The following is a 24,652-nucleotide window of genomic DNA, read 5'->3' as shown; positions in this document are numbered from 1 at the left end:
CTTATTCTCTCGATCGTCCGTCCGATTATCTCTTCAGATTGATCAGGACGTCCATCAGGTCGGAACCGGTCTGGAAGACCTTCGAGTTCGCGGTATAGACACGCTGCGATTCGATCATTTCCGTCAGTTCGCTGGCGATATCGACGTTGGAGCTTTCAAGCGCACCGGAATAGATCTGGCCGAAGGCGCCAGCCTGCGGGAAGCCGATGGTGACGACGCCCGAGTCGTTGGTCGGCAGGTAGACGTTGCCGTTCTGCGGAAGCAGATTGTCGATGCTCGGGACCGTTGCCAGCGCAACCTGGTAGATCGGACGACGACCGCCATCCTGATAGACTGCCGTGACCAAGCCGTCGCCGCCGATTTCGACATCGGTGATCGGGCTCGGCGCGTTGCCGTCGATGATGCCCTTGCCCGGCGTGAAGGCGGTGGCGAACTGCGTCATATCCGAGAGGTCGATAGCGATCGACTGTGCAGGGGTAGCGCCGTCGGTCAAGTCGGTAAAAGTGATGGACTTGTCGGAACCGGTTGGCAGAACAACCGGAGGACCCGCGCTGCCCGGCACGTAGTTGCCGGCCTGGAGCTTATTCGTGTTCGGATCGAATACCAGATTCGCCGTCTGCTTCACCAGGTTGGCAGCTGGAACTCCCACGTAAGGGAAGCCGCCATTCGTGGACTGATCCTGACGGTAGACCGTGACTTCCCATTGGTTGTTGGCAGTCTTGGTATAGTAGAAGTCGTAGAGAACTTTCGCGCCGGCATGATCGTAGGCCGTCAGCGAGCTCTTGTTGGTAATGACGCTACCGGCAACGTTATCGCTCGGCTTGCTACCAGCGGGAACGATAGCCGCCCCCTTATCCAGGTTGGCCGGGAAGCTGCCTGCTGTCGACGGCGAGGACACCATGCCGAAGTCGTTGATGTTGATTTCCTCGAGACCGTTGAAGCCGTTGACGACGGCGGCCGGCGGGTTCGTGCCGTAGGGATAACCCATCAGGTTGAAGCCGGCGGTGTTCTTGAGGAAGCCCGTCGCATCCTTCACGAAGGCACCAGCGCGGGTCAGGTAAGGAGTACCGTTCGGATCGCTGACGATGAAGAAGCCTTCGCCCTGGATGGCAAGGTCGGTCGACGAGGTGGTGTACTGAATGCCGCCCTGATCTGCGATGCTGTAGCGAACGTTGGTTTCGACACCGCCGGAAGAATACGAACCCTGCGTCGAGGGCAGGACCAGCGTGGAGAACGCCGTGGAAGAACGCTTGTAACCGACGGTGCTCGAATTCGCGATGTTATCGCCAACGGTGCCGAGACGGTTTGCCTGAGCGTTCATGCCCGAGACGGCCGTTTTCATCGTGCCGAAAATACTCATAGGAAAATCTCCTTTTTGTCTGATGGAGAGAGTAAGTGGCGGGCCTTGCGTGAAGCTGTCTGCTTACGGTTCCCGCCGAAAATTTGCGGCAAGGCCCTTTTGGAAAATCAGCTCCAGTCGATGCAATAACCAAGGAAACGCTTGGAATCGACCGGATCGAAGCCGAGCTTCTTGCGCAGCTTCTTGCGCAGCTTGCTGATGTGGCTTTCGACGACGTTCTCTTCGACTTCCTCGTCGAAGATGCCGTAGATGGCGTTGAATATCTGGGTCTTGGAAACGCGACGACCGCGGTTGGAGACCAGGTATTCGAGGATGCGGCGCTCGCGGCGCGGCAGGGCGAAGACATCGCCGTCAATTTCCGGATCACGACCGTCGGAGAATACCCGGATCGAACCGATATCGGTGAAATTCGAGATCGCCTTCAGCCGGCGACGGATCGCAGCGGCACGCGCCAGGATCTCGCGGGGATGGATGGGCTTGCGCACCACGTCGTCCACGCCGCTGTCGAAGAAGGCAAGGGTCGCCTCCAAGGATGGCTGATCGCTGACTGCGATCACCGGTGCCATGGACCGATCCCGGATAGCCCGCGGCAGTTCGAGCGTACGCTCGCCCTGACCGATCAGGAAGGCTTCGACCGCGGCGATATCCGAATCAGCCGCCGTGCTCACCCATTCGCCGAATTCTTTTGGATCGAACCCCTGGGACGGAATTCCTTCGCGTCCAAAAAGAGATGTGTATCCGTCTTTCACGAGCTCACGCTCATCAACCACTACGATCATTCGTCCGCCTCCGAATCACTTGTGGTGCTTCAATATCTCTATGGGTACGAATCGGCGGAATCCGAGACAAGCTGTGTGAAGTTAACCAAACAAATTAATAGTTGATTAAGAACCGCACCGCGATTTGCACTAGATGTAGTGGGTGCACCAATTTCGCACACAAATCTCCAGTGGAAAAATTAACGTATCGTAAAAGAAGACTTGCATGACCATTTTTGCCATAAACGCAAGTCGCTGCAATTTTGCGATTCTTTATTTTAACGATTCAACTGCAGATTGCTTAGCTGGCGCAGAACCGGGAAGCGTTGGAGGTCCACTCTCCGTAGCCTGTAGCGACGAGATTGCTGATCACCCGGCAGACATATTGTTTCTGAGCGGGATTGTTATTCGGTCCCGCGTGGTATCGTGCTACCGCCATCGTCCAAGTTTCGTGTTTGTCGTGCAGGTTCCGGAGGAACTTTGCCGCGTATTCAACATTGCGTTTCGGGTCGAACATCTCCTCCGGGGACGAGAAATTTTCGCCGTGGAAGTAGTGGTTGATCTGCATGCAGCCGATGTCGATGAGCTTCATGCCCTGCCGCTTGGCGTCGTAAAAAGTCGTCATCGCCGCCTGCTGCGAGGGCGGGAAAAAGGCCTTTCCCTCGACATTCATGGCATAGGCGCTGAGGCTGCCCTTGCGGCCGGTCTCGGTCAGACCGACCGAATAGAGAATACCTTCCGGTACGCCGTATTTCGCCGCAGCCGCCTGTATTTCCCGTTCGCAGACGCCGGAATTGACAGATGAACCTGCGGCCGGCGTTCTGACGGGCGCGCGGCGCGTGATGGCAGCTCGGCTCGGAGGTGCGGCGGGCGCAGCAGCGCCTTGCTGCGTTCCCCAACCTCCAGAACTGAAGAGCGACCCGGCGTCGGCGTCAAAGGTAGAGCTGACCAGGACGAGCGCCGCCAGGAGCGGTCCCCGCCACATTGTCCGGTGCCGCGTCATTTGCATTTCTCGTCCCCTGATCCGCGGCCTGGCGCTCCCCATTCTGCTGCTGGCCACGACCGGCAGCCTGGCCTTGGCGACCGCCTTCGGCCATGGCCTGCTGGCCCGCCTGGCCGGGTTGCCCCTGCTGGCTGCTGGTACCGTCGGAATCTGCCGTCGGCGCGATGCTGATGGTCACCTGGTCGACGGCAAAGCCCTGCGCACGCAGCGCATCGAGAATACCGCCGCTGTCCTCGCTGAGCTGCCTGTAGGCCGCCCGCGTCTCGACGGTGAGATGAACGTTCAGCTCCTCGCCGTGAAGCCGCAGCATGGCCGTCACCGCGCCGAGATCGTGCGGGTTCATCTGCAGCTTTAGCGTGTTGACGACAGTACCGGTGCTGCTTTGCGCAGCGGCATTCGAAAGAGCCGAACTGGGGCTCATGGCGCCGGCCCATTCCGGGTCACCCGACAACATCGCCGTGAGATTGGCGCCGTTCGAATTCTGTGCGAGCCCGAGGAACCGGCGCGCGTCGAGCACGGTAACGTTTTCCGCGGCCCCGTTCGACGGCACTCTGGGCTCCATGGCGCCGCGCTCGCCTCGACCACCGACAGTCATATCGACATGCTGGTCGCCACGTGCATTGCTGAAACGGAAGACACGGGTGCCGGGAGCGCTCGTGTCTGTATCCAGCGGCGTCGAAAGCGGATCACCGTCCGCCTCACTCCGCACGCCGGCGTGCTTGGGATCCTTGACGGCAAGGGCATCGACTTCGTGCCCGCTACCTTCCTGACCTTTTGCCCGCTTGTTCGGCTGCTGCCCGGGCGCATTCTTCGATATCATCGCGCTGATCTCGCCGACGCTCGTTTCGCCGCTCGTCAAAAGCGAGAGCATGTCGGTGATCTTGGCATCGTCTGCGACCAGCATGGAGAGGTCGAGATCTTCGCTGCCGTCCGTCTCCGTCGCCGCAGCCTTTTCGGATCTGGCGGCGCGCTTGCCCTGAACCTCGTCCGACTTCCGCGCGACGGCTTTCGCGGCCTCCAGGGCCTCGCGAAGCTTCTTCTCGGCAGGGGTCACCTGCTTTTCCTTGAGCCCGTTCGCCGCGGCCTGCTTCAGAGCGCCTGCGGTTTCTTCCGTCTCCTCGATCGGGCGACGGAGTGATTCCGGTTTGATGTCGATGATCGGCTTTGGCTTGCCGTGCTTCACGTCGCCGGCCATACGCTCTTCCGCAGAAGACGCGTGGGCGCCCTCCTCCGGTACGTCCTTATTGTTCGAAGATGCATCGCGGTCAAAACCGGAAAGAGCGTCGGAGAACCCAGAAGAACCATCGGCGCCTTTGCGACCGGCAACACCCTGCTTCGTGGACGAAGCCGCATCAGCCGCGCCAGTCTTACCACCACCAAGAATGTCTGTAATCATTTGGAAGCGTTCTCCTCCTTCAGCATTGCGTCGATAGCACTCAATTTCGAACGACCGCTATCGACGAATGTCTGGAAGGCCGGATCGAATTTGGCAGCGGTGCCGGCCATCGGACGTTCCGTGGCGGAGGCAGGCCCAGCGATCTCATTCCTGGGCAACGCGACTGGAGATTTCGCGTCTTCTGTATTAGTCAGTTTGATAGCTTTATCTTGTGCGAGGCTGTCGGCGGTAGGCCGGCTAACGACCTGCTCTGCCACTGTTTTTGCCGCCTGCCTCAATGCGCGGTCACGCGGCGAAAGAGTTTCCTCGGGAACGTTGGCTATCGCCTGGATGGCCTGCCCGATGTCCTTGGTAGGGATATTGGCAAATCCGCCGTAAAGCTTCGCGAGCGCCTCAGGTGTCGGACTTTTGGCGAGTGTTTCGGCCTTTGCGGAGGCGAGGCGCGCAAGATCGTTCTTGCCGGCGATTGCCGCCGAGCGAGCGATGCGCAGGAAAATCTCGCGGCGCCGGTCGGCGTCCATGAATTCCACCGCTCCGTCGATATCGTCCTGCGTGATCTCACCGAAGTGGCCGACGACCAGCTGCACGAAGAAATCGGCGAATTGGCTGGCATAGGGCGAATGGATGAAACGCCGCGCGTATTTGCGTGAATAGGAGAGCGCCTGGGCCACCATGTTGGCATCGACGGTGATCGCGACCGATCGGCGCAAAGCCGCTTCCTCGATGATCGTGCCCGGCGCCGTCAACCGCGCCCAGTCATAAAAGACCAAAGCGCCCTTCGGATCCTTGGCGACCATCACGTTTCCGCTGACGAGCGAAAGGTAGGGGCCGATCTTCTCGTCGCGATATTCCTTGGCCATTTCGCTCAGGCTTTTTTCGATCAGCGTCCCGCGACCGCCGAGATACTTTCTCAGCCCATCGGCAACGCGGTTGTCGAAATTGCCAGCGACGTCGCGCGAGGCGAGATATTCGAGCGTCGCGGGGTTGCCGCCGCTCATGGCATAGACCAATGCAGCGTCGACATTGCGCGGATCCTCGAAGACCGACGGGTCGGCAGTCCGCAGGCGCTGATCGATCGTTTCCAGCATGAAGCGTTGCATTTCGGCGGCCGAATGGTCGCCGAGCACAACGGAATCCTGCACGAACTGCAGGGACCTGAGCATCGCATAGGGCGCAAGGTCCGCACGATCCTGAGCCGATGCCGCAGGCGCGAGCGCAACCCCGAGCACGAGGCCAGCCGCAACTAAGGACTTTATGCCCACAGCCATCACTATCCCTCGTCCGCCCCGATCAGGATTTCGATACGCCGATTGCCAGCGGCGAGCGGATCCGCCGGGACCTGCAGGCGCCTGTCGGCGAAACCGGAAACCTGCTTGATACGATCCTCCGCCAAGCCGCCATGAACCAGCATATAGTAGGCGCTGTGAGCGCGGGACATGGAAAGACGCCAGTTGTCGTTCTCGGTGCCCTTGAACTGACGGCCGTCGGTGTGTCCGCGCAGGACGATACTGCCCTTGCGGTCCTTGAGGATCTGGCCGATCTTCTCCATCGCCAGCACCATTTCGCGACGCGGTACGGCCGACCCGATATTGAACATCGGGTCGTCGGTCTGGTCCGAAATCGAGACGAGCAGACCGCCTTCTGCAGGCGTTACGACGAGACCTTCCGCCAGCTTGCCGGCAATGCCGGAAATCTGCTGCTGGATTTCCTTCTTCAGCTCGTCGGCAGCCTTCAGCTCGGCCACTTGTTCCGCCTTCGCGCCATCCTCCGGCTTCTGGCCCTTGAGATTGGCCGGCTTCACGGCCTCGGCGCCCGACGGCGTCTGGGGCTTGTCCAGCTGGGTCGGATCCGGGCGCGGAGTTGGGATGGCGACGGCCATCTGGGTCTGTTGCAGCTGCGTCTTGGCTTCCGTGGACTGCGGGGCCTGCTGATATTGCGGAGCCTGCCCCATCTGGGCCAATGGATCGTCGCTCGCCGTGGTCTTGACGGCTTTTTCAGGTCCGTCGGTGCGGGTCACCTGCATCTGTTTGGTCCAAAAGTCCGGATCGAACGGATCGCGATAGGCCTGACCGCCATCGGCACCGGTCGCGGGGCCTGAGTCACTGGCGCCGCCCTCGCCCTTGGCGCTGACATTGGCCTGCTGGCCAACCTGCTGGGCAATTTCGGCAAGAACGGAATAGGGATTTTCGAAGAAATCCGCTTCGGAATAATTGGGTTCGTCGCCGGACGTCGAGGTCATGTCCTCGCCGGTCGCTGCCGCGGAGCCCTGAACGTCACCTTCCGCCTTGACCTTCGACTTCTCGCCCTTCTCCTGACCCTCGGCCGCATCGACCGGCTTTTCCAATCCCTTCGAGGCCGGGGTCTCGTCGGAAAGCTTGATCGGGTTGAAATAGCTCGCCATCGAGGCTTTCGTCTCCTCGTTGGCGGCATTGACCAGCCACATGACGAGGAAAAACGCCATCATCGCAGTCATGAAGTCGGCATAGGCGATCTTCCAGGCGCCACCGTGGACGCCTTCGTCGTGTGCGCCGCCATGTCGCTTGACGATGACGACCTCGTTCTTGCCGTGGTGATGGTTTTCGCCTTCGCTCATCCCAATACCTTCTTCAGACCCGCCAACCACGCAGACATGCGGGTCACAAGGGCGGTTTCGCCGATGTCGACCGCAATATCGAGGTCAGGCGCTTCGATATGGCGCAGGAGCTGGGTGGGCGCTCCAAGCGCAGTTTTCAGTTTTTCGAACAGATGCACCGGACCGCGGACCGTCAATGTGCCGACGTCGCCCTCGAGCATGGCGCCACGGATGATGTCGGCCATGTCGGAGATCGCCTTGGCGACGAGCGCTTCGTCGAGGAGGGGCGACAGGATCCGTGCCGTCTGGTCGCTGACAGCCTGCGCCGTCAGCCCAGCGATTTCCTGAAGTCCCGTCGAGATCGACGCAGCCAGTTCGGTTTCATATTTTTCGCGTAGCGCTGCGATTTCCTGTTCATGTGCGGCGAAAAGTGCTTGCCGCTCTTCGTCAAAACGCTGCTGAAGTTCTTCGGACGCAGCCTCATGACCCTTCGCATAAGCCTCTGTGCGCTCGGCTTCGATATCGATTGGTTCTTCGACCATGGCGGGAAATGCCAGATCGTCTTCGAGACCATCGCCGAAACCATCGGCCGACAGGGATAAAGGCAGGGTCTGCGGCTCGCTGAAATCCTTCAGATAGCGGGCGATCGAAGCACTCATCGTGAGCCCTCCTGCCCTGCCGTCGCCTTTCGTGCGGGGCTCGTCATGAGCCTCCCGAAAGCGCAAATCGTCACCGCTGCAATCATCGTATCATCCCGACAAGGTTGCCATTCATCTGTCCTCGGCGACACAAGACACTTCGCCGGACTTTAACGAAACGGTAGGAAGTTAAACTTGCGCGAGGATGAAGATGCCGTATCGCCTCGAACCTCGCGGACAGGTCCGGCCGACCATTATGGGGCGACGGAGTGACCGGCGCCGCTCAATCTTACCCCTGCCGGAACAACTGCAGGATGTTTTCGGCGTTGCTGTTGGCGATCTGAAGCGACTGAATGCCGAGCTGCTGCTGGGTCTGGAGCGCCTTCAGACGCGTCGACTCTTCGTTCATGTCCGCATCGACCAATCGGCCGACACCCTTGTCGATCACGTCGGTCAGCGAGGCGACAAAGCTCTCCTGCAGATCGATGCGCTTCTGGATCGAACCAAGGCTCGAAGCAGCACTGGTCATGGCCAAAAGCTGTTTGTCGAGGAACCGCTCCATCATATCGAGCACGGCATCCGTGTTCGGCGCCGAGCCAGGGACCATCGTGTTCATCTTCACCACGAGATCATTCAGCTTGTTGATGTCGAGATTGGTGACGGACATCCCAAGTTTTCGATTGTTGAGATTGTTCGCGGCAGTGACGACGAAGTAATATTTTGTCGTGCCGTCATCATGCGCCGGCGTGGTTACCGCGGGCGCCGTCGCCGGATCGGTCGTCGTCACTTGTGCCCATTTACCTTCGGCGACCTTCAGGTAGAAATTACCGCCGACGGCATAGATGCTCGTGTCGATTGTATTCGTGTCGGCACCGATTGCCGTCAGCTGGCTTTCCGTCAGGAACGAGACGGCGTAGGATGCGTTGGTCGCGCCCATCGTGCCATTGCTCGTGGTAATATCGACGGGCGTCTCGCTCTCGGCAACGAACTTGACGGACGAATCCAGAATCCCGAGATTGCCTCCGTTGAGGTCGAAAAGAACGGTCTTGGAATCGAGCGTATAATCGACGGTCTTGACCGCGACATCGCCGGAAGCGGTGCGGGTGAACGACGCGACGACCTGTTTGATGACCGGCCGTTCCTGGGCGTTGGTACCGCCGTCGCTGATATAATCCTGAAGCCAGTTCTCGCCGGAGAAGGTCGCTGAGTCCGAGATGCTCTTCAGCTGTTCCTGGAGCTGGGCGATTTCTTCCTGGATCTTGCCGCGATTGGCGCCGACGCCATAGGCAGCAACGATCTTGGACTTGATTTCGACGACGGTATCGATCGCACTTTCCATCGCCGTGTAGGCCGTATCGACCTTGGCGGCGCCAAGGCCAAGCGCGTCCTGGATCGTCGAAAGCGCGTGATTGTCCGACCGCATCGTCGTTGCGATCGACCAATAGGCGGCATTGTCGGCGGCCGTCTGGACACGCATGCCCGAGGAAACCCGCGCCTGGGTCACTTCCATGCTGCGGTCGATCGAGCGCAGCGTCTGCAGGGCAGCCATAGCGGCGGGATTGGTCAGGATACTGGTCATAGGCCGTGCCTCGGTCAAATATTCTGGGAATCCGGGGTATTTTCACCGGAAACGACGAGAGGCATCATGCGTACCGCCACTCAGCATCACAGAATGCGGGCGGTCTGTCGTTCTTAACAAATCGTTAAGTCGACAGTTAGCAAAGGCAATTGTGGATTGGCAAGATGTTAATGAAGTCTTAATGGCAGTATCCGACAACCGTGCAGGTTTCACGCAAGCCCCGCGCCAAAATGCGGAAAAACCGCGTCCCTTTCGAGACGCGGTCTTCTTTTCCGGAATATTTGCTGCCACGTCAGAGCGGGACGAACCGCTCCTAGCCTAGAGCGCCGCTTACTGACGGAACAGCGACAGAATATTCTCGGAACTGGAGTTGGCGATCGAAAGCGACTGGATCGCCAGTTGCTGCTGGGTCTGCAGTGCCTTGAGCCTGGTCGACTCTTCGCTCATGTCCGCATCCACCAATCGGCCGATACCCTTGTCGATGGAGTCGGTCAGCTTGGAGACGAAATCCTCCTGCATATCGATGCGCTTGGAGATCGACCCGAGTTTTGCCGTCGCGCTGATAAGCGCTTCGAGCTGGCCGTCGACGAAGGAGTTGAGTGCCCCCATGAGGTCCGCGTCGGTGGCCTTGGTCCCCATGCCGAGGTAACTGACACCGTTGGAATTGCGGTAATCGTCCAGCTTGGTGATATTCAGTTCGGAGATCGAAACGTTGGCTGCGTATTTGATGCCGCCCGTTGCGGTTGCGCCAGCCGAGTAGTCGTAGCCCTTGGTGGTGTAGACGGCATCGATATAGGCGCCACCGATCTTGATGAGGTAGGTGCCGTTGGAACCCGAGGTATAGACGCCGTTGGTATCGCCCTTCATGTAGACCCCACCGCCAACATCCTTCCAGATCGCGTCAGTCGCGTATATCGCGGCTGTATTGATCTTGCCGAAGTATTCCTTGTGGTTGGTCGTGCCGTCGTCGAAGTTGATGGAGCGGAAGCCGCTGTAGGAATTGCCGTCGAGCAGGCCGGCGTGGCCGCCGCTCAAGTCGAACAGAACATTCGTTTCGTTCAGGACGACATCCACCGATTTGACCGCAACATTGCCGTCCGGATCACGGATGAACGAGCTGACAACCTGCTTGACGACCGGGTTGGCCGCATAAATGAGGCCTGTAGTGGCGTTCGTGGCGCCACCGACTTCTGCCTGCAGCCAGTTTTCACCGGAGAACGAGGCGGAGGACGTGATGCTTTTCAGCTGATCCTGGAGCTGCGAGATTTCTGCCTGGATCTTCGACTTGTCGACGCCTGCTTCAGAGGCGGTAACGAGCTTGTTCTTGATTTCCTTGACGACGTCGACAACGCTTTCCATTGCGGAATAGGCCGTATCGACCTTGGCAGCGCCGAGACCGAGTGCGTCCTGCACCGCGGAAAGCGCACCGTTGTCGGAACGCATGGTGGTCGCGATCGACCAGTATGCAGCGTTGTCGGACGCGGTACCGACGCGCAGGCCGGAGGAAACTCGGCTCTGGGTGGTCTGCATCTGACCATCGAGATTGCGCAGAGTCTGGAGTGCAGCCATGGCTGCGACATTGGTAAGAATGCTGGTCATTTGATTGCCCCTTGATTGGCTAGATGGAAGGGACATTTCCGGGATCACACCGGTGAACGTTGGCTTGGCCTGATGCCTGTTAACCTCTTCTTCGTCTTGGTTAACCCATCGTTTCGATGAGCTCAGTTAAGGTGGAAATGGTTAACAAAGGTTAAACGGTATTTACGAAAGTTAACAAAAACTACCGGGGCATAAAAAAAGCCGCGCCCGGGAAGGGCGCGGCTCCTTGATGCGACATCTGCGCGTCTTACTGACGGAAGAGCGACAGGATGTTCTGCGAGTCGGAGTTGGCGATCGAAAGCGACTGGATCGCCAGCTGCTGCTGGGTCTGCAGTGCCTTGAGCCTGGTCGACTCTTCGTTCATGTCGGCATCCACCAATCGGCCGACACCCTTGTCGATCGAGTCGGTGAGCTTGGAGACGAAGTCCGACTGCATCTCGAGCCGCTTCGCAACGGCGCCGAGCTTGGCCGCCCCACTGTTCATCGCTTCCAGCTGACCATCGACGAACGAGGTCAGTGCCGCCATGATATCTTCATCTGTGGCTTTGGTACCCAGACCGAGATAGCTGACACCGCTGGAGTCGCGGTAGTCTTCGAGCTTGGTGATGTCGAGGTCGGAAACCGAGATGTCCGAAGCGTACTTGATGCCGCCCGTCGCCGTCGCGCCGGCCGAGAAGTCGTAACCCTTGGTGGTGTAGACAGCGTCGATGTAAGCGCCGCCGACCTTGATCATGTAGGTACCGTTGGAGCCCGAAGAGTAGACGCCGTTGGTGTCGCCCTTCATGAACACGCCGCCGCCGATATCCTTCCACTGGGCAGTGGTCGAGTAGATCGCCGAGGTGTTGATCTTGCCGAAGTATTCCTTGTGGTTGGTCGTGCCATCGTCGAAGTTGATAGCACGGTAACCGTTGAGGGCGTTGGCGTCGAGAAGACCGCCACGACCGCCGCTCAGGTCGAACAGGACGTTCTGTTCGTCGAGAACGACGTTGATGGACTTGACCGTGACATTGCCGTCGCTATCGCGGATGAACGAACCGACGAGCTGCTTGGTGATCTCGGTGCCGGCCTGGATGATGCCGGTGGTGGCGTTCTGAGTGCCGCCGATTTCGGCCTGCAGCCAGTTTTCACCGGAGAACGAGGCGGAGGAAGCGATGCTCTTCAGCTGGCTCTGCAGCTGGGTGATTTCTTCCTGGACCTTGGACTTGTCGACGCCCGGTTCGGAAGCTGCAACCAGCTTGTTCTTGATTTCGGTGACGACGTCGATTGCCGATTCCATGGCGGAATAGGCAGTGTCGACCTTGGCGGCGCCGAGGCCGAGAGCGTCCTGAACTGCGGAAAGAGCGCCGTTGTCGGAACGCATGGTGGTCGCGATCGACCAGTAGGCGGCGTTATCGGACGCCGTGCCGACACGCAGGCCCGAGGAAACTCGGCTCTGCGTGGATTCCATGTCGGACGCGATGCCGCGCAAAGTCTGGAGAGCAGACATGGCTGCAATGTTGGTAAGAATGCTAGTCATTTTAGGTGCCCCTTGAGTGGCTGATTACGAAAAGGGACATCCCGGATTTCACCGGGAACAGCGCACAGCTTCATGCTTGTTAACCATTTAATTTTCTTGGTTAACTCACTGTTTCGATGATCCTAGGTAAACCCAATATGGTTAATGAAGATTGAAACGAATTGGGAAAATGAAGAAGCCGCGTCCGATTTCGGACGCGGCTTCTTTTTGGATCCATAGCGCGGTCAGCCTCCGCGCCATATTTCCAGTTTCGATTAACGGAACAGCGACAGGATGTTCTGCGAGTCGGAGTTGGCAATCGAGAGCGACTGGATCGCCAGCTGCTGCTGGGTCTGCAGTGCCTTGAGCTTGGTCGACTCTTCGTTCATGTCCGCATCCACCAGTCGGCCGACACCCTTGTCGATCGAGTCGGTGAGCTTGGAGATGAAGTCCGTCTGCAGATCAAGGCGCTTCGATACGGCGCCGAGCTTGGAGGCAGCGCTGTTCATCGATTCCAGCTGACCGTCGACGAATGAGGTCAGTGCGGCCATGAGGTCTTCATCACTGGCCTTGGTGCCGAGGCCGAGATAGCTGACACCGCTGGAGTCGCGATAGTCCTTGAGCTTGGTGATGTCGAGGTCGGAAACCGAGACGTCCGTGCCGTACTTGATACCGGTCGTTGCGGTTGCGCCAGCCGAGAAGTCGTAACCCTTGGTCGTGTAGACTGCGTCGATATAGGCGCCGCCGACCTTGATCATGTAGGTGCCGTTGGAGCCCGAAGAGTAGACGCCGTTGGTGTCGCCCTTCATGAACACGCCGCCGCCGATGTCCTTCCACTGGGCAGTGGTCGAGTAGATCGCCGAGGTGTTGATCTTGCCGAAGTATTCCTTGTGGTTGGTCGTGCCGTCATCGAAGCTGATGGCGCGGAAACCGTTGAGGGCGTTGCTGTCGAGAAGACCGCCGCGGCCGCCGCTCAGGTCGAACAGGACGTTCTGTTCGTCGAGGAGGACGTTGATGGTCTTGACAGCTACATTGCCGTCGCTATCGCGGATGAACGAACCGACGAGCTGTTTGGTGATCTCGGTGCCGGCCTGGATGATGCCGGTGGTGGCGTTCTGAGTGCCGCCGATTTCGGCCTGCAGCCAGTTTTCACCGGAGAACGAGGCGGAGGAAGCGATGCTCTTCAGCTGGCTCTGCAGCTGGGTGATTTCTTCCTGGACCTTGGACTTGTCGACGCCCGGTTCGGAAGCTGCAACCAGCTTGTTCTTGATTTCGGTGACGACGTCGATTGCCGATTCCATGGCGGAATAGGCAGTGTCGACCTTGGCCGCACCAAGACCGAGAGCGTCCTGAACCGTCGAGAGCGAACCCTTGTCGGAACGCATGGTGGTCGCGATCGACCAGTAGGCAGCGTTGTCGGAAGCAGAACCGACACGCAGGCCCGAGGAAACTCGGCTCTGCGTGGATTCCATATCGGAACCGATGCCGCGCAGCGTCTGAAGCGCGGCCATGGCTGCAACGTTGGTAAGAATGCTAGTCATATTGATTGCCCCTTGAATGGCTATTTGCAGGAAGGGACATTCCGGAATTCACCGGGAACAGCGGACAGCGTCATGCTTGTTAACCATTTAATTTTCTTGGTTAACTCACCGTTTCGATGGCCAAAGAATGCAGCAATATGATTAAGGAACATTGAAGCGAACCATGGAATAAAAAAAGCCGCGTCCGAATTCGGACGCGGCCCTTTTTGAAGGTCGATGGCGCGGTCAACCGCCGCGCCATTTTCCCTGTGTCGATTAACGGAAGAGCGACAGGATGTTCTGCGAGTCGGAGTTGGCAATCGAGAGCGACTGGATCGCCAGCTGCTGCTGGGTCTGCAGTGCCTTGAGCTTGGTCGACTCTTCGTTCATGTCCGCATCCACCAGTCGGCCGACACCCTTGTCGATCGAGTCGGTGAGCTTGGAGACGAAGTCCGACTGCATATCGATGCGCTTCGATACGGCACCGAGCTTGGCCGCAGCACTGCCCATCGCTTCCAGCTGACCGTCGACGAACGAGGTCAGTGCCGCCATGAGGTCTTCATCACTGGCCTTTGTACCCAGGCCGAGATAGCTGACACCGCTGGAGTCGCGATAATCTTCGAGCTTGGTGATGTCGAGGTCGGAAACCGAGATGTCCGCTCCGTACTTGATACCGGACGTTGCGGTCGCACCAGCCGAGAAGTCGTAGCCCTTGGTGGTGTAGACAGCGTCGATGTAAGCGCCGCCGACCTTGATCATGTAGGTGCCGTTGGAGCCCGAAGAGTAGACGCCGTTGGTGTCGCCCTTCATGAACACGCCGCCGCCGATATCCTTCCACTGGGCAGTGGTCGAGTAGATCGCCGAGGTGTTGATCTTGCCGAAGTATTCCTTGTGGTTGGTCGTGCCGTCGTCGAAGCTGATGGCGCGGAAACCGTTGAGGGCGTTCTGGTCGAGAAGGCCGCCGCGGCCGCCGCTCAGGTCGAACAGGACGTTGGTTTCGTCGAGAACGACGTTGACGGTCTTGACCGAAACGTTGCCCTCGCTGTCACGAACGAACGAACCGACGAGCTGCTTGGTGATCTCGGTGCCGGCCTGGATGATGCCGGTGGTGGCGTTCTGAGTGCCGCCGACTTCGGCCTGCAGCCAGTTTTCACCGGAGAACGAGGCGGAGGAAGCGATGCTCTTCAGCTGGCTCTGCAGCTGGGTGATTTCTTCCTGGACCTTGGACTTGTCGACGCCCGGTTCGGAAGCTGCAACCAGCTTGTTCTTGATTTCGGTGACGACGTCGATGGCCGATTCCATGGCGGAATAGGCAGTGTCGACCTTGGCAGCGCCGAGGCCGAGGGCGTCCTGAACGGTCGAGAGCGAACCCTTGTCGGAACGCATGGTGGTCGCGATCGACCAGTAGGCAGCGTTGTCGGAAGCAGAACCGACACGCAGGCCCGAGGAAACTCGGCTCTGCGTGGATTCCATATCGTTGCTGATGCCGCGCAGCGTCTGGAGCGCGGCCATCGCCGACACGTTGGTGAGAATGCTAGCCATAGTTGATTGTCCCTTTGAACGAAATACCTGGAGGGGGACATACCGGACTGTATATTTTACCGGCACTTCGGTCCGGCATCATGCCAACTCGGTCTCTTCAATCTGAAGGAACACCAAACCCGTCGTGTGAGGCAAATCTCGCAGCATTTCCTTTCTAAGTTCTTTAAACAACGATGGGAGCTAAAAGCCGTTCGACCGATATGATTAACGGAAGATTGACGAAAGTTCCGCTTCAGCGAGGTCGGCTTCATGCAAGCTTGACTTGCCACCATTGTCGGGGAAGCCGATTTGCCGGGACGCCGGCACAACTTTACTGGAGCGGGAAGCCTTGAAACCCCTGAAGATACAACGGCAATACGTCGCAGCACAAAATCACTTCGACAAAAAAGAATATCACGATGTATTGGGCATCCTGAACAAGCTGCTGGATGTTCACAAGGACCCGAGGCACTACGCACTCCTGGGCGCCACTCTGTTGAAGCTCAAGATGAAGACCGAGGCCGCCCAGGCGTTCCAGCTTGCCGGGGGCATGGAATCCCCCCACAAGATGAAATACATGCGCGAAGCCATGCGGCTTCATTTTTCCAATAACGACGACATCAACGTCCTTCGTCTGGGTGCGCGCTTCCTCAAGGAAGCGATCGCCGATCCCGACATGGCCGTCCTGATGTCCGGCGCCCTGATGCGCCAGGAACTGGAGGGCGCCGAAGCCTTCCGCAATACGCTGGCAAGAAGCGAAGAGCCGACACACCGCCAGCTTGCGGCCCGCTCGATCCGGCTGCAGGATCGGAGCGACGAAGAGAACAAGTGCATTCTCGAGATCTTTGAAAAGGATCCCGAAGATCGCATCGTGCGCAATTTCTATCTCTCAGCCATGAGAGACGCCCTCGATTACGAGATCATCCGCAAATACGAGCCTATCCAATTCGAGGAAATCGCCAGAGGCGAATTCGAAGCGATTTCCGACGAGGTATCGCTCTTCAATCTGCGCTGGTGCGACGATGAAAAGACGAACGCCATTGCGGGCGCCAGAATGGGCGAACGAAAGCCCAAGAACAGCGCCTCGAAAAGGCTTGCCATGCCGCATCGCTGGGGCAGCAAATTGCGCGTTGGCTATCTCTCCGCCGACCTTTGGACCGAACACGCCGTTATGAAGGCGCTTCGCGGCATATTGGAATCGCACGACAAGAGCCGTTTCGACATCACGCTCTTTTGTAACGCGCCTGCCGAGCGGCTACGCAACGACAACAACGCCATCCGCGAGGAATGGGGTAGGGTCGTCCGAATCCGCGGCATGACGGATGACGAGGCGGCCGAAGCGATCAAGGCCGAGAATATCGACATCCTGGTCGACCTGCAGGGTCATACTGCCGAAAACCGGGTATTCGTAATGAACCGCCAGACCGCGCCAGTCCATGCGACCTGGCTCGGCTATCCGGGCACTGTGGTCAATGTCGATATCGACTACCTCATCGCAGACAGCACGGTGGTGCCGGAAAGCTCCTTCCCGAACTATTTCGAGAAGGTTGTCTGGATGCCCGAGACGTTCTTCCCGAACGAAGCAGTCCACCGCCCGATGCCGCAGCCGATCGATCGGTCACTCTGCGACATGCCTCAGGACGCCTTCATCTTCTCGTGCTTCCACAGCCACTGGAAATTCACGCCTGCAACGATCGACCTCTGGATACGCGTCCTCAAGGAAACGCCGGAGAGCTATCTGTTCCTGATCTGCCGCGAGCGTTTCGGCGCCAGAAAGAACCTGATCAAGGCCTTCGCGGAGGCGGGCATACCCGAAAGCCGCCTGATATTCGGCGATCGCGTCAACAATTATGCGGCCTATATCAACCGTATCGGCCTGACCGATCTCGGTCTCGATACCTATCCGTATAACGGCCACACGACGACCTCCGAAAAGCTCTGGGCCGGACTTCCGATGCTGACCCACAAGGGCAAGAATTTTGCATCCCGGGTCAGCGAAAGCCTGCTGAATGCGCTCGGCCTGCCGGAAATGGTCGCCGACGATCAGGACGATTTCATTCGCCGCGCGGTCCACTACTACAACAACCGCGAGGAGCTCAAAGAGGTCCGGAAACGGCTCGAGGCAAACCGCTTCACGCACCCGCTGTTCGACGCCGAACGGTATTGCCGGCATCTTGAAACCGCCTACACGATGATGGCCGAGAAGGCCAAGGCCAAGATCAAGCCCGACCACTTCAGCGTTCCTGCTCTCCCGCCGCGGGAAGGCCCCTTCAGCTCACGCAAGAACTGATATGCGAATGGAAACGGCGGGGATCCCCCGCCGTTTCCATTTCAGCAGCTCTGCTGCCAGTCAATTGAAGGAACGAACCAGGCTGCCGACCAGCAGATTCCAGCCGTCGATCAGGACAAAGAAAAGGATCTTGAAGGGCAGCGAGATCGACGTCGGCGGCAGCATCATCATGCCCATCGCCATGGTGATTGCCGCGACGATCATGTCGATGACCAGAAACGGCAGGATGATCAGGAAGCCGATCTCGAAACCGCGCCTGATTTCCGAGAGCATGAAGGCGGGGACCAGGACGCGGTAGTCGATCGCCTGCGGCGTCCCGACCGACTGGTTTCGTTCGCGGGCGATTTCGACGAAAAGCTGCAAATCCTTGTCGCGCGTATTGGCCGACATGAAAACCCGGAACGGTTCCGCGATTCGTTGAACCGCCTCAGCCTCCGTGACCCTGTTCTGAAGAAGCGGCTGGACGCCCTCGTTCCAGGCCCTGTCGAAGGTAGGCGACATGACATAAAACGTCATGAACAGCGCCATCGAGACCAATATCATGTTCGACGGCGCGGTCGACAGACCCATGCCGGAGCGCAAGATCGAGAAGGCGATCACGAACCGCGGAAAGCTCGTGACCATGATCAGAATGCCGGGGGCGACGGAAAGAATCGTCAACAGCCCAAAGGTTCGGATGATCCACGCGGCTGCGGAACCATCGACCGGCAGATTGAGAAGATCCGCGGGCGATTGCTGGGCGAGCGCGAGCCCGGGTGCCGCCATCAGAGCGACGAACAGGAAGATCAGCCGAATCATGCGATCACGAAGGTCCTTTGCGTCACCTTCGATAGTCACCCCGACCAATGCAGGTCAACACCTCAAGCCCGCATCCTGAAGCTCGTGCACAGAAAGCCGCACCAGCCTGACCAAACGACAAGGCTTGGGTTGCCGAACGAGGTCTTCATTCAGCTTGGCGCAAGTCTGGTTGAATAGCGTGAGCTTATGAATGGCTCAAAGCCGCAAAGAGGCCCAACAGCAATGTGAGGGCTCCTCACTTCGGCAAGTCACCGGTGCTTCGGAACGTCAATCGTCTGCGGCGAGCCGGAAGGGCTTGTTCGAGTAAATCAGATCGAGGAAATTCGGTGTCTTCCATTAAACTCAGCATCTGCATCCCCACCTACAACCGTGAAAAACACCTGCACGATTGCCTGGAACGGTGCCATCGCGATTTCCGTTTCGATTTCCCCTATGAAATCGTCATTTCCGACAACGCCTCCACCGACAATACGGGCGCGGTCGCCAAGGAATTCATCGAGCGGGGAATGCCTATCCGCTACGTCAGGGGTGCGCAGAATGTCGGGATGATCCCCAACATGAACAGCGCGCTCAGGCTGGGACGTGGCGAATACATGCTCTATCTCGCGGACGACGATCGCCTGATCCCGCAGGAAGTCGCCAATATCGTTGCCTATCTCGACGAAAACCCGAACATCACGGTCTGCCATGCACCATGGGCGATGTATGACGGCATCAACGAGGTAGAGGGCGGACTGTTCTACACGGTCAACGAAGACAAGGTTTTCCCGCAGAAAAGCTTCGCCGAAGTCTTCAACTATATGTTCAGGGGCCACATCTTCCCTGAAATCGGCATCTATCGCAGCAGCGCTTTCCGGGCCGCGTGGGTTCCGAGAGATATCTGCTTCTACCCGTTCCCCATGCTCGCCCACTTCCTGGACCAGGGCGACATCGCTTTCCGCAAGACGCCCTTCTATCGCCAGGTCATCGTATCCGGCGTCGAACGCGATCGCGTTCAGGGAGGCGCTCAGATCGCGGCAACCGGATGGGACCAGTACCGCGGCGGTCTGGAATATTTCCTCTATTTCGCATCCAAACGCGGCAAGGTCGGCACTTCGCCCGACGAGCGCGCGACCCAGGAGCATCTTTGCAGAAACTTCACGCTGCAGCGAATGGCCGTCTCGATGCGACTGCTCGTCGGCATGCGCGAATACGTGAAGGCGTATGAAGTCTATACGAGAATGGTCTTCGGAGGCTTCGACGAGCATCCGGAAGTTCAGTCCTTCAAGGATGGCGGATTGCTGGCAACGGCGCTGCAGATCCTCGTGTGGCAGGTGAGCGTCACCGCCGGCATCGAAAATCTCGTCATCCACGGGTTTCATGACATCGACACCATCAAGGAACGGCTTTTCAGGGTCGATTTCCCCTTGCGGCTGCAGATGATCGACGAGCCGGCCGCCCCCACGCCGCAGCAACTTGATAATACGGCAGTCCTCGTGCACCTGCCGGAAGAGCGCGACCGTTTCGTGGAAATGGGCTATCTGCCGAACCTCGTGTTCAGCCAGGACGATCTGATCAAGACCATTTTGCTCTAACGGACGAAGGCGTTTTGCCCGATCGCTTGAAAGCCTCCCTTGCATGGCTTGCTGACGGTCGTCGTTTCAATGGATAGCGCGTCAGTTACGGAGAGACGGAATTGAAAGCTGTAATTCTCGCCGGTGGATTGGGAACCCGTATCTCCGAGGAGACGCATCTCAAGCCGAAGCCGATGATCGAGATCGGCGGACGGCCGATCCTCTGGCACATCATGAAACTCTATTCCGCCCATGGCGTGAATGAGTTCATCATCTGCTGCGGATACAAGGGCTACGTCATCAAGGAGTATTTCGCGAATTACTTCCTGCATATGTCGGACGTCACCTTCGACATGGCTTATAACGAAAAGCAGGTCCATCGCCGCAGCGCCGAGCCCTGGAAGGTGACGCTGATCGATACCGGCGAAGCGACAATGACCGGCGGCCGCCTGAAGCGCGTCTCGGACTACCTGCGCAACGAGGAAAGCTTCTGCTTCACCTATGGCGACGGCCTGAGCGACGTGAATATAACCGAGCTCGTCAAGTTCCATCGTTCGCACGGCAGGAACGCGACGGTTACCGCGGTGCATCCGCCGGGCCGTTACGGCGCGCTCGAACGCTCCGGCAACCAGGTTACCGGCTTTGTGGAGAAGCCGCGCGGCGATGGCGGCATGATCAATGGCGGTTTCTTCGTACTTTCGCCGAAATGCATCGACCTCATCGAGGGCGACAACATTCCGTGGGAGTCTGCGCCGATGGCGGACCTTGCCACGATGGGCGAACTGATGGCCTACGAGCACGAAGGCTTCTGGCAGCCGATGGACACGCTGCGCGAAAAGAACCTGCTCGAAGACCTCTGGGCTTCCGGAAAAGCGCCATGGAAAATCTGGCCGTGAGCGGAGGAGCCCAGCCGAGCCGCGGTTTCTGGGAAGGTAAACGCGTCCTTTTGACAGGGCATACAGGCTTCAAGGGAGCCTGGCTCTCCATCTGGCTCGGTCGCCTCGGCGCCGAAGTCACCGGCATTGCCCTGCTGCCCGAAACGCAGCCCAGCCTCTTTGCGCTCGCGCGGCCCGATCTCAGGGAAAGTCATTTCCAGGATATCCGCGATGCGGCCAGGCTCGCCGAACTGGTACGCTCCGCCTCCCCCGACATCGTCATGCATCTCGGCGCTCAGGCCCTGGTGCGCCCGAGCTACCAGGATCCGCTTGGCACGTTCGCGACCAACGTGCTCGGAACCGCCAACCTGCTGGAGGCGGTCCGCTCGGTGCCGTCCGCGCGCGTGGTCGTCGCGATCACCACGGACAAGGTCTACCGCAACCTCGAACACGCCTTTCCCTACCGGGAGACCGATCATCTCGGCGGGCACGATCCCTACAGCGCCAGCAAGGCCGCATCCGAGATTATCATTGCGAGCTACCGCGATTCATTTCTGCGCGAAAAAGGCGTGGCGGTTGCCAGCGCCCGGGCGGGCAACGTGATCGGCGGCGGCGACTGGTCGGCCGACCGTCTGCTGCCGGATGCGGTGCGCGCCTGGCAGTCCGGCAATTCCCTCAGCGTCCGGCGGCCGGAAGCCAAGCGCCCTTGGCAGCACGTGCTCGAACCGCTCTCAGCCTATCTCGTGCTTGCCGAACGGCTGTGGAGCGATCCCTCGATTGGCGACGCCTTCAATTTCGGCCCGATCAGCCATGAAGCTGCACCGGTGCGCCAGGTGATCGAAATCGCCCGCGCCTCCTACGGCCGCGGCGATGTAGAATACGGCGACGGCACCGAGGGACCGCACGAAGCGGGCTGGCTTGCCTTGGAAACGGCCAAGGCGCGGCATATGCTGGGTATCGAACCGCGCTGGTCGCTGGCGGAGGCTGTCGACCGGACGATGAAATGGTATCGTGCGCAGAATGACGGCGCCGACGCCCGCGCCCTTTGCGAGGCCGAAATCGACGAATACGAGGCACGCCCTTGAGCCGCTTCACCGTCACCGATCTGCCGCTTGCCGGCCTGAAGCTCGTCGAACGCCAGAACCTCGGTGATTCGCGCGGCTTCCTGTCGCGCATGTTCTGCGCAGACGAACTGGCGCCGGTGGGTTGGGAAAAGCCGATCGCCCAGATCAACCTGACAATGACGGCCCGCCAGGGCACCGTGCGCGGCATGCATTTCCAACGCCCTCCCCATGCCGAGATGAAACTGGTCAATTGCCTGCGCGGCGCGGTCTTCGACGTCGCAGTGGATCTCAGACGCGATTCGCCAACCTTCCTGAGATGGCATGCCCAGGAGCTTTCCGCCGAGAACCGCCGCTCGCTGCTGATCCCGGAAGGGTTCGCGCATGGCTTCCAAGCACTCACCGACGACTGCGAGCTTCTCTATTTCCATTCGATGCCCTACGCGGCCGGTTCGGAAGGTGCGCTGAACGCGCTGGATCCCGCACTCGCCATCGCCTGGCCGCTGGAGATCACCGAAATGTCGGATCGTGATCGCGGTCATTCCTTCCTGACATCACAATTCACGGGACTGACGCCATGAACTGCCGCCACTGCGGGACCGCACTTCGCTGCGATTTCCTGGACCTCGGCTTCGCGCCGCCATCCAACGCGTATCTCACCGCCGAAGATCTGGTAAAGCCGGAAGTCTATTTTCCCTTGCGGCTACAGGTCTGCGAGGAATGCTGGCTGGTCCAGACCGAGGACTATGCCTCGGCCGAATCGCTCTTCAGTGCCGAATATGCGTATTTTTCCAGCGCATCGACGAGCTGGCTCGCCCATGCAGCCCGTTATGTCGAGATGATCACCTCCCGTCTCGGTCTCGGCCGGGACAGCATGGTCATCGAGGTCGCCTCGAACGACGGTTATCTCCTCAAGAACTTCGTCAAGGCCGGCATACCCTGCCTCGGCGTCGAGCCGACGGCCAGCACCGCCGAAGCTGCCGAGGCGCTCGGCATTCCGGTCCGCCGAGAATTCTTTGGCGAAGCGCTCGGCAAAATGCTGGCTGAGGAAGGCAAGGGTGCCGATCTCATCCTCGGCAACAACGTCTATGCGCATGTTCCAGATATCAACGATTTCACGCGCGGCCTGAAGGCGGTGCTGAAGGCCGGCGGCACCGTCACGCTCGAATTTCCGCATGTGATGCGGCTCATCGAGTACAATCAGTTCGATACGGTCTATCACGAGCACTTCTCCTATCTTTCCCTCTTCACGGTCGGAAAGATCTTCGAAGCGGCGGGCTTACGTATCTTCGACGTCGAGGAATTGCCGACCCATGGCGGCAGCCTGCGCGTCTACGGATGCCATGCGGGTGATCCGCGGCAGACGACAGAGGCGGTTGCCGCACTTCTCGGCGAAGAGCAGCGCCGTGGTCTTCAGACCTCGGCCACCTATGCCGATTTCCAGGCCAAGGCCGAAAAGGTCAAGAACGACGCGCTCGCCTTCCTGCTGGACGCAAAGCGCGAGGGCAAGACGGTGGCAGCCTATGGCGCCGCGGCCAAGGGCAACACGCTCCTCAACTTCGCCGGCGTCAAGCCGGACCTGCTGCCCTATGTCTGCGATGCCGCAGCCGCCAAGCAGAACAAGTTCATGCCGGGCAGCCACATTCCGATCCTGCATCCGGACGAGATCGTCGCGCGCCGGCCGGACTATGTGATGATCCTGCCCTGGAACATCGCGACCGAAGTCCGTCAGCAGCTGGCTTCGCTTGCCGATCAGGGCACCAGGTTCGTAACCGCCGTGCCGGAATTGAAGGTCATATGACGCCACTCGTCCTGCTCACCGGAGGAACAGGTTTTGTCGGCCGGCAGGTACTGCGGGCGCTGACCGAATCCGGTGTGCGCGTCCGGGTGATTTTACGCGAAGGATCAGCGGAAAGCCGGCTTGGCGATCTCTCCGCTGTCGAGAGCATCGTGCGGACGCCGGACCTGTTTCGCGAGCCGGTCGAGTGGTGGGCGAAGACCCTCGAAGGCGTCGATACGGTCGCACATGTCGCCTGGTATGCGGAGCCTGGCAAATATCTGCAGTCGGCGGAAAATATCGTCTGCCTCGAAGGCACGTTACGGATGGCGCAGGGCGCGGCTCTCGCCGGCGTCAAACGGTTCGTCGGCGTGGGCACGTGTTTCGAATATGACGTCTCGGTGGGCATGCTCGCCACCGACACGCCGCTGCGCCCGATCAGCCCCTATGCCGGCGCGAAAGCCGCAGTATTTATGGCTCTGTCGCAATGGCTGCCGCTGCACCGGATCAGCTTTGCCTGGTGCCGACTCTTTTATCTTTTCGGCGAAGGTGAAGACGAGCGACGGCTGTTTCCCTACCTTCGCGCGCAGCTCGCCGCAGGCAAACCGGTGGATTTGACCAGCGGCAACCAGATCCGCGACTTCCTGGACGTTCGCGAAGCAGGAAGGCAGATTGCTGATATCGGGCTTGGCGATAGAACGGGAGCAGCCAACATCTGTTCCGGAATTCCGGTCACCGTGCGGCAGATAGCCGAGCGATTGGCCGACGAGTATGGTCGACGCGATCTTCTGCGATTCGGCGCCCGTCCCGACAATCTGGTGGATCCTCCCTGCGTTGTAGGATTAACGAGGTGATGA

20 protein-coding genes are annotated in these 24,652 nt (G+C 59.3%); 7 read left to right on the top strand and 13 right to left on the bottom strand.

What is annotated here, in order from left to right:
• Positions 1–25 precede the first annotated feature (25 nt).
• From RG540_RS00995 to RG540_RS33415, 12 genes are all read right to left on the bottom strand, one after another.
• Complete coding sequence (locus RG540_RS00995; protein WP_038583689.1) at positions 26–1,360, bottom strand: flagellar hook protein FlgE; 1,335 nt, start codon at positions 1,358–1,360, stop codon at positions 26–28.
• 107 nt (positions 1,361–1,467) lie between these two features.
• Complete coding sequence (gene rem, locus RG540_RS00990; RefSeq protein ID WP_038539784.1) at positions 1,468–2,139, bottom strand: transcriptional activator Rem; 672 nt, start codon at positions 2,137–2,139, stop codon at positions 1,468–1,470.
• Positions 2,140–2,419: 280 nt separating this feature from the next.
• Positions 2,420–2,962 (bottom strand): transglycosylase SLT domain-containing protein, encoded by a 543-nt coding sequence (locus tag RG540_RS00985; RefSeq protein ID WP_038592798.1) that lies wholly within the window; start codon positions 2,960–2,962, stop codon positions 2,420–2,422.
• Positions 2,963–3,050: 88 nt separating this feature from the next.
• The gene (fliK, locus tag RG540_RS00980) at positions 3,051–4,517 is read right to left on the bottom strand and encodes a flagellar hook-length control protein FliK (protein WP_046599549.1); all 1,467 of its coding nucleotides are present in this window, start codon (positions 4,515–4,517) and stop codon (positions 3,051–3,053) included.
• Positions 4,514–5,785 carry a chemotaxis protein MotC gene (gene motC / locus RG540_RS00975; protein ID WP_046599550.1) on the bottom strand — a complete coding sequence of 424 codons (1,272 nt, stop codon included), beginning with the start codon at positions 5,783–5,785 and terminating at the stop codon, positions 4,514–4,516. The genes fliK and motC overlap by 4 nt, the downstream gene beginning before the upstream one ends.
• A gap of 2 nt (positions 5,786–5,787) precedes the next feature.
• The gene (locus RG540_RS00970; protein ID WP_038583686.1) at positions 5,788–7,110 is read right to left on the bottom strand and encodes a MotB family protein; all 1,323 of its coding nucleotides are present in this window, start codon (positions 7,108–7,110) and stop codon (positions 5,788–5,790) included.
• Positions 7,107–7,748, bottom strand: a complete 642-nt coding sequence (locus RG540_RS00965; protein ID WP_038583684.1) for a DUF3450 domain-containing protein — start codon at positions 7,746–7,748, stop codon at positions 7,107–7,109. The genes RG540_RS00970 and RG540_RS00965 overlap by 4 nt, the downstream gene beginning before the upstream one ends.
• Positions 7,749–8,016: 268 nt before the next feature.
• Complete coding sequence (locus RG540_RS00960; protein ID WP_038583681.1) at positions 8,017–9,306, bottom strand: flagellin N-terminal helical domain-containing protein; 1,290 nt, start codon at positions 9,304–9,306, stop codon at positions 8,017–8,019.
• 330 nt (positions 9,307–9,636) lie between these two features.
• Positions 9,637–10,905 (bottom strand): flagellin N-terminal helical domain-containing protein, encoded by a 1,269-nt coding sequence (locus RG540_RS33430; protein ID WP_038583678.1) that lies wholly within the window; start codon positions 10,903–10,905, stop codon positions 9,637–9,639.
• A 247-nt stretch (positions 10,906–11,152) separates the two neighbouring features.
• Positions 11,153–12,421, bottom strand: a complete 1,269-nt coding sequence (locus RG540_RS33425) for a flagellin N-terminal helical domain-containing protein (protein WP_038583676.1) — start codon at positions 12,419–12,421, stop codon at positions 11,153–11,155.
• 254 nt (positions 12,422–12,675) lie between these two features.
• Positions 12,676–13,941 carry a flagellin N-terminal helical domain-containing protein gene (locus RG540_RS33420; RefSeq protein ID WP_038583673.1) on the bottom strand — a complete coding sequence of 422 codons (1,266 nt, stop codon included), beginning with the start codon at positions 13,939–13,941 and terminating at the stop codon, positions 12,676–12,678.
• 255 nt (positions 13,942–14,196) lie between these two features.
• A complete protein-coding gene (locus RG540_RS33415; protein WP_038583671.1) occupies positions 14,197–15,462 on the bottom strand; it encodes a flagellin N-terminal helical domain-containing protein in 1,266 nt (421 codons plus the stop codon).
• 328 nt (positions 15,463–15,790) lie between these two features.
• Here RG540_RS33415 and RG540_RS00935 point away from each other — a divergent pair, with 328 nt between their 5' ends.
• A complete protein-coding gene (locus tag RG540_RS00935; protein WP_051909205.1) occupies positions 15,791–17,731 on the top strand; it encodes an O-linked N-acetylglucosamine transferase, SPINDLY family protein in 1,941 nt (646 codons plus the stop codon).
• A gap of 60 nt (positions 17,732–17,791) precedes the next feature.
• Here RG540_RS00935 and fliP read toward each other — a convergent pair whose 3' ends face one another.
• Positions 17,792–18,529 (bottom strand): flagellar type III secretion system pore protein FliP, encoded by a 738-nt coding sequence (gene fliP / locus RG540_RS00930; protein ID WP_038592789.1) that lies wholly within the window; start codon positions 18,527–18,529, stop codon positions 17,792–17,794.
• A 326-nt stretch (positions 18,530–18,855) separates the two neighbouring features.
• On the opposite strand from fliP, the gene RG540_RS00925 reads away from it, so the two are divergent.
• From RG540_RS00925 to RG540_RS00900, 6 genes are all read left to right on the top strand, one after another.
• A complete protein-coding gene (locus tag RG540_RS00925; RefSeq protein WP_038583668.1) occupies positions 18,856–20,103 on the top strand; it encodes a glycosyltransferase family 2 protein in 1,248 nt (415 codons plus the stop codon).
• Between the two features lie 101 nt (positions 20,104–20,204).
• Positions 20,205–20,978, top strand: coding sequence for a glucose-1-phosphate cytidylyltransferase (gene rfbF, locus RG540_RS00920; RefSeq protein ID WP_038583665.1), 774 nt, complete (start codon positions 20,205–20,207; stop codon positions 20,976–20,978).
• Positions 20,960–22,042, top strand: coding sequence for a CDP-glucose 4,6-dehydratase (rfbG, locus tag RG540_RS00915; protein ID WP_051909204.1), 1,083 nt, complete (start codon positions 20,960–20,962; stop codon positions 22,040–22,042). The genes rfbF and rfbG overlap by 19 nt, the downstream gene beginning before the upstream one ends.
• The gene (locus RG540_RS00910; protein ID WP_038583664.1) at positions 22,039–22,599 is read left to right on the top strand and encodes a dTDP-4-dehydrorhamnose 3,5-epimerase family protein; all 561 of its coding nucleotides are present in this window, start codon (positions 22,039–22,041) and stop codon (positions 22,597–22,599) included. The genes rfbG and RG540_RS00910 overlap by 4 nt, the downstream gene beginning before the upstream one ends.
• Positions 22,596–23,819: a class I SAM-dependent methyltransferase gene (locus tag RG540_RS00905; RefSeq protein WP_038583661.1), complete on the top strand. Its 1,224-nt coding sequence runs from the start codon at positions 22,596–22,598 to the stop codon at positions 23,817–23,819. The genes RG540_RS00910 and RG540_RS00905 overlap by 4 nt, the downstream gene beginning before the upstream one ends.
• Positions 23,816–24,649, top strand: a complete 834-nt coding sequence (locus tag RG540_RS00900) for an NAD-dependent epimerase/dehydratase family protein (RefSeq protein ID WP_038583659.1) — start codon at positions 23,816–23,818, stop codon at positions 24,647–24,649. The genes RG540_RS00905 and RG540_RS00900 overlap by 4 nt, the downstream gene beginning before the upstream one ends.
• The last annotated feature ends 3 nt before the right edge of the window (positions 24,650–24,652 follow it).

This window comes from Neorhizobium galegae bv. orientalis str. HAMBI 540, assembly GCF_000731315.1.
Lineage (GTDB): Bacteria > Pseudomonadota > Alphaproteobacteria > Rhizobiales > Rhizobiaceae > Neorhizobium > Neorhizobium galegae.
The sequence above is the reverse complement of the archived record's forward strand: the minus strand, read 5'-3'. Positions and strand labels throughout refer to the sequence as shown.

Coding starts and splice junctions, on each gene's coding strand:
- RG540_RS00995 (WP_038583689.1), bottom strand. CDS start 1,360: ATGAGTATTTTCGGCACGATGAAAACGGCCGTCTCGGGCATGAACGCT.
- rem (WP_038539784.1), bottom strand. CDS start 2,139: ATGATCGTAGTGGTTGATGAGCGTGAGCTCGTGAAAGACGGATACACA.
- fliK (WP_046599549.1), bottom strand. CDS start 4,517: ATGATTACAGACATTCTTGGTGGTGGTAAGACTGGCGCGGCTGATGCG.
- motC (WP_046599550.1), bottom strand. CDS start 5,785: ATGGCTGTGGGCATAAAGTCCTTAGTTGCGGCTGGCCTCGTGCTCGGG.
- RG540_RS00970 (WP_038583686.1), bottom strand. CDS start 7,110: ATGAGCGAAGGCGAAAACCATCACCACGGCAAGAACGAGGTCGTCATC.
- RG540_RS00965 (WP_038583684.1), bottom strand. CDS start 7,748: ATGAGTGCTTCGATCGCCCGCTATCTGAAGGATTTCAGCGAGCCGCAG.
- RG540_RS00960 (WP_038583681.1), bottom strand. CDS start 9,306: ATGACCAGTATCCTGACCAATCCCGCCGCTATGGCTGCCCTGCAGACG.
- RG540_RS33430 (WP_038583678.1), bottom strand. CDS start 10,905: ATGACCAGCATTCTTACCAATGTCGCAGCCATGGCTGCACTCCAGACT.
- RG540_RS33425 (WP_038583676.1), bottom strand. CDS start 12,421: ATGACTAGCATTCTTACCAACATTGCAGCCATGTCTGCTCTCCAGACT.
- RG540_RS33420 (WP_038583673.1), bottom strand. CDS start 13,941: ATGACTAGCATTCTTACCAACGTTGCAGCCATGGCCGCGCTTCAGACG.
- RG540_RS33415 (WP_038583671.1), bottom strand. CDS start 15,462: ATGGCTAGCATTCTCACCAACGTGTCGGCGATGGCCGCGCTCCAGACG.
- fliP (WP_038592789.1), bottom strand. CDS start 18,529: ATGATTCGGCTGATCTTCCTGTTCGTCGCTCTGATGGCGGCACCCGGG.
- rfbG (WP_051909204.1), top strand. CDS start 20,960: ATGGAAAATCTGGCCGTGAGCGGAGGAGCCCAGCCGAGCCGCGGTTTC.
- RG540_RS00905 (WP_038583661.1), top strand. CDS start 22,596: ATGAACTGCCGCCACTGCGGGACCGCACTTCGCTGCGATTTCCTGGAC.
- RG540_RS00900 (WP_038583659.1), top strand. CDS start 23,816: ATGACGCCACTCGTCCTGCTCACCGGAGGAACAGGTTTTGTCGGCCGG.